The following is an 11,994-nucleotide window of genomic DNA, read 5'->3' on the forward strand; positions in this document are numbered from 1 at the left end:
AACCACCGCACTTCTCTCAGTATTTACGGCGCATCATATGAGTCGCAGCGCAGCAATTTTTGGAAAGGAATGCATTTAATCCGCCCCCGCATGGGCAGACAATCGCATCCAACACCCCAAAAGTCTGCATCCATGACGATGCTGCAACCATAGATGAATCACCGCGGAGCAGCTGACTGACCTTTTCAATATAAGACGGCTCCAGCTTGTCATCACCGTCCAGCACCAAAACCAACGATGTTTTTGTCTCGGCAATTCCGGCGTTTCTGGCTGATGATACTCCTCCATTTGATTTCCGTATCAGTGTAATGGGGAGATTTTTAGAAAAAGTTGTTTCTACTTTCTTTAGGACTTCCAGCGACTCTTGATCCGTAGATCCATCGTCCACAAGAATTACCCTTGCGGGCGGTGTGGTCTGTTTGCACAAAGACCGAACAGCTTCCATAATCATAGTCCCTTGATTAAAACTTGTGACAACTGCCTCAACATCCTTGGCAATATCCCGCGAAGCCTCCATCTTGATACTCCTCCCACCGGCTTGCATTTTTAACCATTATATCGGAACCGATTTCCTTTGAAAATAGAAAAATGATAGGTTTTCATGCACTTTTCATCGACCTTGGAAACAGCTCTTATTCTCTATCCTGTGTCCTTTTTCGATGTGCATTTTTAGGAACAGGTGCAGTCTTACTGTCAGTTTCTTTCAATTCTTTCAGCACCGATTTTCTCAGCATCGGTTTGAGGGGGTGTTTCCAGCGGGCAAAAGCCATATCTTTGGGGCCGATGAAACCGCCATAGGCGTCCCGATCATAGACTCGGACCCGGTCAAAGCCCAGGTCCTTCCGCATCTGCTTCAGGATGCTCATAACCTCGGGGCTTTGGTTCACCGATGCCATCCGGGTGTAATCGTCCACCAGGTAGTTTTTGCCCTGTCGGACCTGGAGCAGGTCGGCAGCGCTGGGCGGGTCCTCCCGCTGGACGCCAAAGGTCAGACGGGCTGCCGACAGGTCCTCGCTGTTATAGGGTTCAGAGCGCAGCTCCTGAAATCGGGCTGCTGCCTGCTCGTAGGTGTCATAGAACTCGATGGGTGTATGGGGTTTGCTCCCTGCTGCTCCCGTCCAAGTGGCAAGGTCCGGGATGATATAGCACTGCCACTTGTTGTCTTTTTCCTCTGCCATAGGCCCTCCTTACTTAGATAAAATCGGGGTACAGTTCCAGTGCATCGAACTCGGCATCAGTCATCCCGATCAGCTTATCGAGGGTGCCGTCGGTCAGGTCCCGCAGCTCCGTTTCAGAAAGAGTGAGATAGGTCTTCATCTCAGTCAGCACTTCGATCAGCCGTTCCCGGCTGCCAGTGTTGTAGAGGGCCATCAAGTTCACTTCTTCGTAGGTGAAATTCGTCATTTGCCGCCCCCGTTCTCAAACTCCAGGCTGAACTGTGCCCGCCCATCAGCCTCGGTGGTCATCAGGACAGAGGCGTTATAAGTTCTACTGGTGCGCTGGCTCTTGCAGTCCTTGAGCCGGGCACGGCCATCCCGCAGCAGCTTATCCACCAGCTGGCCAGTGAGGTGCTTTCCCAGCCGCTTAAAGAAGGCGTTGTCCTTCCAGAGCACAAACCGGCACTCCCGGTTGGAACAGAACCAGCCCTTATCCCGTTCAGCCACATCGGCACCACAGTGGGGACAGATACCAACGATCTTTCCATTGTTCTTCATAAGCATTTTTGCTCCTTTCACTGCCTCACTGGTCTGGACCAGAGAGGCGACCATCTGTTCGATCTCATTCATAAAGGCTTCGGGTTCCAAGTCACCCCGCTCGATCTGCAGGAGCTGCTGCTCCCAGTCAGCGGTCATGGCGGGAGACTGGATTTCTTCGGGCATGACAGCGATCAACGCCCGGCCCTTTTCGGTGGGGATCAGGTTCTTGGTTTTGCCGCTGCCCTCACGGGTCAGAAAACCTTTCTTGACCAGCTTCTCGATGATACCCGCCCGGGTGGCAGGGGTTCCAATGCCCTGGCGTTCGGCTTCTTCCGGCATACGCTCTTTCCCGGCCGTTTCCATGGCCGACAAAAGAGTGTCCTCGGTAAAATGCTTGGGCGGGGACGTTTTGCCCTCTTTCAGTTGCGCATCCAGGACAGGCAAGGTTTCCTGCTCCTGCACCTCGGGCAGAAGTTCCAGTTTTTCCTCGTTCTTTTGGGCGGTATCACCAAGGACAGCCCGCTCCACCGCTTTCCAGCCCTCGGCCAGAACAGTCTTGCCTTTGGCAGCGAAAACCTGCCCGGCACACCCCATCTGTACTGTGGTCTCTGCATAGCGGTACGGCTCTCCCACGGCGGCCAGCAGGCGGGCCGCAATCAGCCGAAGGACGTTGGCCTCACCTGCGGGCAAAGAAGAAAGGTCAGCTTTCGCCATGCTCCTGGTGGGCAGGATTGCATGGTGGTCGCTGACCTTTTTGTTGTTGATGACCTGTTTTGCGTGGATGGGGATTTCGCCGGTTACTCCAAAGTGAGCGGCGGTCTGTTGGACCAGCTCCGGCAGGCCCGGCTCCATATCCTCGCTCAGGAACCTGCTGTCGGTGCGGGGGTAGGTCACCAGCTTCTTTTCATAGAGAGATTGGGTGTAGTCGAGAGTTTGCTGTGCTGAATATCCCAGCATCCGGTTGGCATCCCGCTGGAGAGATGTCAAGTCATAGAGGGCGGGCGGACGTTCCGTTTTCTCCTTTCGTTCTGTCTTTTGCAGGACTGCCCGGCTTGCTTTCCGGCACTCTGCCAGCAGAGCCTCTGCCTGGGACTTGTCCTTGAATCGTTCGCTGGATGCCATACAGTCCTCCATCTTGAGAAGCACCGTGTAGAAAGGTTCAGGCTGGAACGCATCAATGGCGGCTTCCCGGCTCACCGTCATGGCAAGCGTCGGGGTCATCACCCGACCTACGTTCAGGGGCTGACCGTACAGACACGAAAAAAGCCGGGTGGCGTTGATGCCGACCAACCAGTCGGCACGCTCCCGGCAAAGGGCTGCTTTGAATAAAGCATCGTATTCGGTTGAGGGCTTGAGGTGGGCGAATCCTTCCCGGATGGCGGCATCCTCCATGCTGCTGATCCAGAGCCGGGTAAAGGGTTTCGCACAGCCACACTGGTGATAGACGAGGCGGAAAATCAGCTCTCCCTCCCGCCCGGCATCTGTGGCACAGACAAGCTGGTCCACGTCGGGCCGGGCCATAAGGCTCCGCAGGACCTCAAACTGCTTTTGGGTTCCAGGCGACACCAGGTACTGCCATGCCTTGGGCAGAATAGGGAGGTCCGCCCTGGACCATTTGACCAGTTTTGGGTCATAGCTGCCGGGTGGAGCCAGCTCCACCAGATGGCCAACACACCAGCTGACGAGATACTTTTCTCCTTCCAGATACCCGTCATGGCGTTTGGTGATGCCCAGAGCCTTAGCTATGGCATGGGCGACAGAGGGCTTTTCGCTCACAATCAACTTATGCGAAGATTTGCAAAATGTGGAGTTTTTAATAAAAGCATTCATAACTCGTTATTTTCTCCTTTTTTCTTTACATAATATCCTCAAATGCTGCAGAATGGTAACGTACATTTATGTACAAAAAATTTGAGGAGGTTCCCTTATGTCAAAAAACAGCATACCCATTAAAGATTTACCTTTGTACATTGAGCAGCTTTGCCTTCAACTACAAAAAATGGATTATTCTGAATCGACATGCCGCCGCACAAGGACTGTTTTAAAGCAGTATTGTGACTTTGCAGTGGATAATGGCATAGTGGAGTATGACAGCTTTTCCGTTCAAAAATTTGTAATCTCAAAGTCTGGCGATAATTTTCAAGATGTCTACCATAGCTATCGGTATAACCGTCCATTTTCAATGCTGGATGATTTTATTAGAACTGGGACAATCTTTCGTCAAAAGTACAGATCGACTTGTGGTTTTGAAGGTTCCTACGCAAATCTTTTTCAATCATATCTAAACTATATGCAAGGCAGAAATTACGCGAAAGACAGCATTCAGAATTGCCGGTCTCATTTACTCCGATTCCAAAACTATTTGTTGGATAATGGAATTTCTGAACCCAAGTCAATAACACATGAATTGGTCAAACAATATGTATACAGCCTGACAGATCATTCGACTTCGTTCGTTTGTCAAGTCACACGAGAGCTTAGAAATCTCTTTAAATTTGCCAAAATCAACGAGATTCTGCCGGATGATTTTTCTGGTGATCTGCCTCATTTTAAAAACACACGGATGCAACGCTTGCCAGATCGTTTTACTGCCGACGAGATCAATAAAATTCTGGCTGCAATAGATCGAAACAATCCGCTGGGTAAAAGGGATTACGCCATTGTTCTTATTTGCATACGACTTGGACTCAGAAGCTGCGATGCCATTTCTTTGAAGTTTGGATCAATCGATTGGAGCAAAAAAGAAATTCATGTTATTCAAAAAAAGACGAACGTTTTGGTCACGCTACCACTACCTGAGGACGTTGGCTGGGCTATAATCGACTATATAAAAAACGGTCGTCCCGAATCTACATCTGCCAGCATTTTTACAAGCCATTGTCCTCCATATAATGATCTGACTCAATATACCAACTATGTTGTCAAGTACTTGAGAAAAGCAGGAATGTACAGTAAAGAAGGAAGACGAGTAGGAATGCACACGTTAAGAAGAACTCTTGCTACAAGTATGCTTGAAAATGATGTTCCTGTTACCGTTATTGCACAAACTTTAGGGCACAGTGATTTGCATTCAGTTGGAAATTACATTCGTATAAGTCCTTCCTTGTTGAAAAAATGTGCAATGGAGGTGACTCAATTTGAGTAAAAGTGTGAGGAAAGATCCAATCTTTACTGGTCCTTTTGCAGAGATGTGTGTTGCGTTTGTTTCCTATAAAAGAGCGCAAGGAATTAAATATATGGGACAAATATATCTTCTTCGAGCTTTCGATGATTTCTGCAAGGACTTTAAAATAGAAAGTCAAAAATTCCCTCTTGAAATTGCTCAGGCATGGAGCCAACCCAGAAATAATGAGAGTGAGCTACACCGTTCTTCGCGTATTCTCGTAATGCGCCAGTTCGTTTCATTTCTGGAACAAAATGGATATGAAGTGGAGTTGCCCATGTTTAAATTTAAAAGGGATCGTCTTCACACGCCGTATATCTTCACACATGATGAAATTCGCAAAATGATTCAAGAAGTTGATGAAGCCTCTTTTTCGCAAAAATCGACATCCAGACATCTTACATTTCCGATGCTGTACAGAATGCTCTATGCGTGTGGATTCCGTATTAATGAAGTTCTAAGTCTGAAATTAGGTGATGTTGACCTGAAAACGGGTGTTGTTCATTTAAACAAAACCAAGAACAATATTGAACGTTTGGTTCCGATGTCTGACTCTTTGACTGAATACTGTAGAAAATATGTATCTATAGCTCACTGCGGACACTCTCTTGATTATCCATATATTTTTACCATGCATGGCGAACATTATTGCATTTCAGCAATCGAACGGCATTTCCGAGATTTAATGTGGAGTGTCGGAATTTCTTATGGTGGAAAGCGGCTGGGCCCAAGAATTCATGATTTGCGCCATACGTTTGCTTGCCACCAACTTTACAAGTGGACTACCGAAGGAACAGATTTAATGATTATGCTTCCTATACTGTCCAAATATCTTGGCCACAAAGGCGTTCTTTCAACGCAATGGTATCTCAGATTGACGGCTGAAGCTTTTCCAGATGTTACAGAGAAAATGAATTTATTGACAGCGTCTGTATTCCCTGAAATTGGAGGTGAATATATTGCAGAAACCGACTGATTTTTCCTATACACTCACAAAATTTCTAACACACTATCTGGCTGGACTCTGTAATTTTAGTGATAATACAATTCGTTCATATCGGGATACATTCAAGCTCCTTTTGACATTTTGTAATGAAGAAATTGGCATTTCTGCCGAATCTTTAACCTTTAACGATGTCACCCCTGAATTGATAGAAAAATTTTTGAATTGGCTAAAGACCAAACGCGGTTCAAGTATTTCGACGTGCAACCAGCGTCTTGCAGCCATACATGCTTTCTTTCGTTATGCACAGTATGAGCATCCGGAACTTGCTGTTCGATGCCAGCAGATTTTATTTCTGAAATTCGCAAAGGTGGCTCAAAAAGAGGTTCGTTATCTCTCGATTGACGGAATTAAAATACTTCTTGATAGCCCTGACATTCATACAGCCAAAGGCCGGCGAGAGTTGGCGATTTTATCTCTTTTATATGATTCAGCTGCTCGCGTGCAGGAAATTGTTGATTTAAAGGTAGGCGATGTTCGTTTGATTTCTCCTGCAACTGTTCGCCTTACAGGAAAAGGGAAAAAGTCAAGAACCGTTCCGCTTCTCAAAGGCAATGTCCAAATTTTGTCTGCCTATATGAATGACCAACAACATTATCTGACAACAAAAGATAGCTATTTGTTTTTCAATCACTCACACCAAAAAATGACACGTGCTGGTGTCGGTTATATTCTCAAGAAAAATGTTGACGTAGCACGCCAGTCTCATCCAGACTTAATTCCGAAGCAAGTGACACCACACTGTCTACGACACTCCAAAGCAATGCATTTGTTACAAGGTGGAGTGAATCTTATTTACATTCGAGATTTTTTGGGCCATGTGGATGTAAAAACCACTCAAATCTATGCTAGGGCTGATGTAACTTTAAAAAGAAAAGCGATTGAAGCTGCCAATGTGGTAGAAACGCCGCAGCCGCTTCGTTCATGGACCGACGATGATGATCTGATGCGATGGCTGGTTAATCTCGGAAAATTTTAATTAAGGAGAACAAATGCTTGTAGTAGAGTCGCACACCTACATATACCTCTGCTACAAGCATTGATTTTATGTAAAGAAAGGAATGATTTTTTTGCTTAGTGACGTTATTTGCTCAAAAAACTCCACATCTTGCAAATCTTCGCATAACCTGATTTATGTAAATCTTTACATAAATCAGTTTAGGCAAAATAATTCTCCTTTCAAAATTTGTTGTTGACAATTTCAACCCTTCTGCATATACTATGTATAGTGATCGTGCTGCGGAAACTTGTGAGGCCCGTAGCCAGAGGGGAGGTTCCGTAAGGGACCTCCTTTTCTTTATTTGCTGACATGAGGATACAATATGCCAAAACCTTTTATGACGTATGAGCAACAGCTCACAAAATTAAAAGATGAGAAACACATCCTTATTCCTGACGAAGTCAAAGCAAAGGCTAAGTTACAGGAAATTGGTTACTATTCTCTTGTTACCGGCTATAAGCATATCTTCCGTATTCCAGGTCAGAAAATTTATAAGAGTGGAACTTCTCTTGATGAAATTGTATCTTTATATGAGTTCGACGAAAACATCCGGGCTCTGTTTTTAAAATATCTCTTACATATAGAACAACATCTGCGTTCTCTTTTGTCCTACTACTTTACAGAAAAATATGGAGAAAACCAAAGCGCATACTTAAATCCAACAAACTACAATAGTATCGCCAAACATCAGGCTGGCATCTCTCGTTTGATTTCCGAGCTGACAAGGCTATCTCAGTCTACACAGTACCCTTATATTGAATATCAAAGAAACACCTATAATAATGTACCATTGTGGGTACTGGTGAACGCAATGACATTTGGTTCATTATCAAAAATGTATATCTTTTTGACATCAGACCTTCAAACCAAAGTCAGTAAAAATTTCCTCCATGTTAATGAAAAACAACTCCGGCAATATTTAACAGTACTAACGAAATTCAGAAACGTGTGTGCCCATAATGAGCGGCTTTTTTCCTACCGTACCAAGGACACCATTCCTGATACCATTCTTCATCAAAAGCTTTGCATTTCTAAAACAGGGAATGCCTATATATTAGGAAAACGCGATCTGTTTGCTATGGTCATCGCCTTCCGATACTTACTTTCTCCGAATGAGTTTCACACATTTAAAAAATCTCTAACCCAATGCATTGACAAATTATTGAAGGCAACAAATCACATAGCGGAAGATGAACTTTTGAACGCAATGGGCTTTCCTCTAAACTGGAAAAAAATATCGACGTATAAGATATAGTGATATGTAATTTGAGGGGACGGCTTTGCCATCCCCTCGTTTTTGATTGTTTGGATTATTCAGTTTCCTCGTAGCCGTCGCTGGTCTGGTATGCCTTGCGTTCAGCTTCCTCGTCCTGCGCTGCATCCGGTTCGGGTTCACCGTCGGGAAGAATGATTTCTTCTTCATCTTCCCGGTAATCGGCGTCAGGATCAGGCTTGTTTTCCTCGGCCTCCCGCTTCTTCTGCTGCAGCTTCATCCAGAAGTAGCCTCCACCGCCGGCGATGCCTGCCAGCACCAACAGAACCAGCACGAATTTACCGGCTCCGCCTTCCTCTTTTTCCGGTTCAGGTTCCGGCATGGGCTCGGGTTCCGGTTCAGGTTCCGGCATGGGCTCGGGTTCCGGTTCGGGTTCCGGCTGCGGTTCCGGTTCCGGCTGCGGAATATCTTCTTCTTCCATGAGGGCCAGCAGATCTGCCTCATCCACCAGATTCATGAAGTGGACCGTCTCGTCTCCATCCGCGGCACGATCAATCACCAGGTAGAAATAAGCCCCGGACTTGCTCACAAGCGTAATGAACTGCTGCCCGGAGCCATCCGAATAAGTGGTGTGGTAATCATCCACCAGGGTCAGGTTGCCCTCCGGCGTCAGGGGACCAGTGACTTCTTCCTGTACCGTTACCGGGGTTTCTTCCGCAGGCTCCGCGGTAGGAACCGTGACGGGAGCAGGTGCCGGGGCGGGGGTGGGGTCCGCCGTTTCCGTCCCATAGGCAAAGGCCGGGGCGGCCAGACTGCCCATCAGCAGCACCAGCGATGCCAGGGCGCAGCAGAACTTATTCCATGCTTTCATCCATGTCCTCCTTGTTGTCAAAAGTTACCCCAGCGGCAGCCAGGGCCGCAGGGTTCGGTGCTGCATTGGCCGCCTGCTTCAGCAGCATGGCCAGCTGCTCCGGCGTGACGTTGGCGGTGCGCACCATCTCGGCCACCTCCACTTTTTCGGCCTCCGCAATCCGGCGTTCCAGCAGCTCAATGCGGTTATTCAGCTGGATGCGGCGCTCTTTGGCTTTTGCCAGGTCAGCCCGCATCTTTTCAAGTTTTTCGCTCATATTTCCTCCTTGTCACTTCGGGATTCTCCCGAATCCCAGCAGATGTTTGTCCCAATAACTGGAATGGATATTGGAATACTTGATGGGGTCGCCGGCAGAGATCATCATGCCGTTCCCCACATAAATGCCCACATGGCTCGCGCCAGCCACATCATAGGTGCCTTCAAAGAAAACCAGGTCACCGGGTTTGGCCTCCTGTTCCGAGATTTTGGCAGCCTTTTGCCACAGGCCGTTGGCCGTGGTGCGGCCCACGTCCCAGCCTGACTGGTTCAGGACCCAGCAGACATAACCGGAACAGTCAAAGCCCGTTTCCGGGGTAGAACCGCCCCAGACATAGGGGGTGCCCAGGTATTTCTCAGCTTCCTTCAGCATGGAACCAAACTCCGGGTCGGTGAGAGCCTCGGCGGGCACCTGGTAGTCGATGCCCGCTTCTCCCGAGCCGTCCGAACCGATCACCAGAGACAATCCGCCGAACAGTTCCGGCCGGTTGCCCTGGGTTTCCTGCAGAATCTGATACCGCTCCAGATCATCCCCGGACAACATATTAACGGCCACAAAATCAATGCCGTAGTTGATGAGGGTGATATTCAAAATCTTCCACTCATACTCCACTTCCACCTCATAGGTGTAGGTCTCACCGGTGGCCGGATCAATGTCCGTTCGGGTTTCGGTTCGGGTTCGTATCTCGATGGTTTCGGTCAAGATCAGCTCGTACTGCATATCAAAGATAGCTGTCATGGTGCCCTGTACTTCGCCCCGGGTGTAGGCTTCATGAATCGCCGTCAGCATGGCTGCCAGCCCGTAGGGATCATGGTTGATGGGGTCCAAGTCGAAGTTGTACTCGTCATAGCCGGGATGACTGGCCGGGATTGCCTCGATCTCGGCCATCAGTTTTTCCTCCAACAGACAGTAATCCTCCTCCGCACCCAGAATGTCCTCGTCCTCAGCAGTGTAAGAGGTGGTCCAGACAGTACCGGTTCCGCCCGGGAAGAATACCGAGCAGGAAGTGATAAAGGTAATGAGTACCAGAATCAGCACCACCAGGAGACCGCCCATCAGGATCAGGTGGGCATGGGTGGAAACGAACTGCGCCGCCTTGGCAGCGGCAGCTTTGGCCTTTTCCGCAGCCTTTTTGGCAGCAGTGCTCCCGGCTTTTTCACCGGCTGCGCCCCCGGCCTTGCCCCCAGCCTTCCGGGCATAATACCCAGCCTTGATCTTCTGGCGCTGCTTCCATCGGGAAATGGGGTTGGATGCCGGCTGCGGCTGTGCAGCTTGCTGCTCCCGATACGCCTGCGCCGGCTGGCTCTTTGGTTTGTCGGGGTCTTTGACCGGCTTTTTCCCTTTTCGGGAGGCTTTCAGCTTCTGGCTGTACTTGGAATCTTTCAGCTTCTTTGCGCCCTTTTTTGCCGCGCCTTCCACCAGACGTTCCCCTTCATGGGCAGCCTGTACGCCGGTATTCTCATCCTGGTTCTGCTGGTCCACCTGTTTGTGGGTTTCCCCGGCCAGAACCACGTCCAAAGCCGGTTTGCGGCGGCGGTGTTTGGAGCTTTCTTCGATGATTTCAGCCTTGCCGAACCGGAGCTGTGCTGCCCGCTCTTTGGCTTTGTCTGCATCCATCTTGAGGCCCCGTTTGGGCGGGGCGCGGGTGGAATGTTTTGCTTTGGCCTTGCCGCTCTGATCGGCTCCAGGGGTTTTGCCTCCTGCGGGGCGGGCACCTGTCCCAGGCTGCTTTTCCTCCACAAAGGTCAGTCGGGATTTTTTGCGCTTCATCCGGCCTCACCTGTGCCGTCCGAGAACTTGGTGGTCATGATCTTATACAGCTCCAGGTCCTGGGGGAACCGGTCCACGAAGGGCAAGATCACATTGCCATAGAACAGCAGTCCCTCGCCTTCACCGGAATGGGTCACATAACTGAGCTGATAGGGAGAAATATTCAGCTGCTTGGCCAAAATCTGGCGGTCGCCGGATGCCTGGTTGAGCATGAGGATGAAGTCCGAGTTTTCAAAGATGTTCTCGACTTCCCGGGAGGCCAGCAGGTCCTTCACGTTCTGGGTGATGCCGGTGGGTGCGCCACCCCATTTTCTGAACCGCTTCCAGATTTCCACCGAGTAAGCGGCGGTCTGTTCCTCCCGGAGCAAAAGGTGGAATTCGTCGACATAGAACCGGGTGGTTTTTCCGGCGTAGCGGTTGGTGGTGACACGGCCCCAGACGGCATCCTGTACCACCAGCATCCCGATCTTCTTGAGCTGTTTGCCCAGCTCCCGAATGTCGTAGCAGACAAAGCGGTTGTCGATGTCCACGTTGGTGCGGTGGTTGAACAGGTTCAAACTGCCCTTGACGTAGATTTCAAGAGCCGTCGCCACATGGTGGGCCTCCTTTTCCTCCTGCTCCAAGAGGGCTTTGTAGAGGTCCTCCAGCAGCGGCATTTTCTCGGGCTGCGGGTCCTGAAAGTACGCCTGGTAAATTTGATGCACACAGCGGTCGATGACGGTTTTCTCGACAGGAAGCAACCCTTCCTTGCCGCCCACCACCAGTTCGCACAGCGACAAAATAAAATCCGATTTCAGTGCAATCGGGTTATCTTCCTCGCTGTAATTGCTGTTGATGTCCATGGGGTTGATGAACTGGGTACTGGTGGGCGAAATTTTGATGACCTGCCCGTTCAGACGTTCCACCAGAGCTGCGTAATCGGCTGGGTCGGCGGTGTTACCACCGCTTTCCCGCCTAAGAACCGTACGTGACAGATTTCCCGTCATACGGCTCAAGCATTTCATCACTTTTTCAAGCGGCA

The 11,994-nt window shown here is 49.3% G+C and carries 11 protein-coding genes and 1 pseudogene; 4 read left to right on the forward strand and 8 right to left on the reverse strand.

Annotated features, from left to right (window positions below):
- Nucleotides 1-16 precede the first annotated feature (16 nt).
- The 4 genes from B5F27_RS17225 to B5F27_RS08750 form a co-directional block, all read right to left on the reverse strand.
- The gene (locus B5F27_RS17225; protein WP_242962141.1) at nucleotides 17-517 is read right to left on the reverse strand and encodes a glycosyltransferase family A protein; all 501 of its coding nucleotides are present in this window, start codon (nucleotides 515-517) and stop codon (nucleotides 17-19) included.
- 115 nt (nucleotides 518-632) lie between these two features.
- Nucleotides 633-1,178 (reverse strand): hypothetical protein, encoded by a 546-nt coding sequence (locus B5F27_RS08740; RefSeq protein WP_087366615.1) that lies wholly within the window; start codon nucleotides 1,176-1,178, stop codon nucleotides 633-635.
- Between the two features lie 13 nt (nucleotides 1,179-1,191).
- Nucleotides 1,192-1,404 carry a transposon-transfer assisting family protein gene (locus B5F27_RS08745; RefSeq protein WP_087366618.1) on the reverse strand — a complete coding sequence of 71 codons (213 nt, stop codon included), beginning with the start codon at nucleotides 1,402-1,404 and terminating at the stop codon, nucleotides 1,192-1,194.
- On the reverse strand, nucleotides 1,401-3,527 hold the full coding sequence (locus tag B5F27_RS08750; RefSeq protein WP_087366621.1) for a DNA topoisomerase 3: 2,127 nt from the start codon (nucleotides 3,525-3,527) through the stop codon (nucleotides 1,401-1,403). Before B5F27_RS08750 ends, B5F27_RS08745 begins: the two co-directional genes overlap by 4 nt.
- A 97-nt stretch (nucleotides 3,528-3,624) precedes the next feature.
- Here B5F27_RS08750 and B5F27_RS08755 point away from each other — a divergent pair, with 97 nt between their 5' ends.
- The 4 genes from B5F27_RS08755 (at nucleotide 3,625) to B5F27_RS08770 (ending at nucleotide 8,118) form a co-directional block, all read left to right on the forward strand.
- The gene (locus B5F27_RS08755) at nucleotides 3,625-4,842 is read left to right on the forward strand and encodes a site-specific integrase (protein ID WP_087366624.1); all 1,218 of its coding nucleotides are present in this window, start codon (nucleotides 3,625-3,627) and stop codon (nucleotides 4,840-4,842) included.
- Entirely contained in the window at nucleotides 4,835-5,836 is a 1,002-nt protein-coding gene (locus tag B5F27_RS08760; protein WP_087366627.1) for a tyrosine-type recombinase/integrase, read from the forward strand. The genes B5F27_RS08755 and B5F27_RS08760 overlap by 8 nt, the downstream gene beginning before the upstream one ends.
- Nucleotides 5,820-6,842: a tyrosine-type recombinase/integrase gene (locus tag B5F27_RS08765; RefSeq protein ID WP_087366630.1), complete on the forward strand. Its 1,023-nt coding sequence runs from the start codon at nucleotides 5,820-5,822 to the stop codon at nucleotides 6,840-6,842. The genes B5F27_RS08760 and B5F27_RS08765 overlap by 17 nt, the downstream gene beginning before the upstream one ends.
- Before the next feature lie 343 nt (nucleotides 6,843-7,185).
- Complete coding sequence (locus tag B5F27_RS08770) at nucleotides 7,186-8,118, forward strand: Abi family protein (protein ID WP_087366633.1); 933 nt, start codon at nucleotides 7,186-7,188, stop codon at nucleotides 8,116-8,118.
- Nucleotides 8,119-8,173: 55 nt separating this feature from the next.
- On the opposite strand, the gene B5F27_RS08775 is transcribed toward B5F27_RS08770, so the two are convergent.
- The 4 genes and pseudogenes from B5F27_RS08775 to B5F27_RS08790 all read right to left on the reverse strand — a co-directional run.
- Nucleotides 8,174-8,947, reverse strand: coding sequence for a DUF4366 domain-containing protein (locus tag B5F27_RS08775; protein WP_087366636.1), 774 nt, complete (start codon nucleotides 8,945-8,947; stop codon nucleotides 8,174-8,176).
- On the reverse strand, nucleotides 8,931-9,203 hold the full coding sequence (locus B5F27_RS08780; protein WP_087366639.1) for a DUF4315 family protein: 273 nt from the start codon (nucleotides 9,201-9,203) through the stop codon (nucleotides 8,931-8,933). The genes B5F27_RS08775 and B5F27_RS08780 overlap by 17 nt, the downstream gene beginning before the upstream one ends.
- 12 nt (nucleotides 9,204-9,215) lie before the next feature.
- Nucleotides 9,216-10,973, reverse strand: a complete 1,758-nt coding sequence (locus tag B5F27_RS08785) for an NlpC/P60 family protein (protein ID WP_087366642.1) — start codon at nucleotides 10,971-10,973, stop codon at nucleotides 9,216-9,218.
- Nucleotides 10,970-11,994: pseudogene (locus tag B5F27_RS08790) on the reverse strand (conjugal transfer protein TraE); the annotation flags it as partial. The gene B5F27_RS08785 and the pseudogene B5F27_RS08790, both read right to left, overlap by 4 nt.

Origin of the sequence: Faecalibacterium sp. An192 (assembly GCF_002160175.1) — a bacterium.
Taxonomy (GTDB): domain Bacteria; phylum Bacillota; class Clostridia; order Oscillospirales; family Ruminococcaceae; genus Faecalibacterium.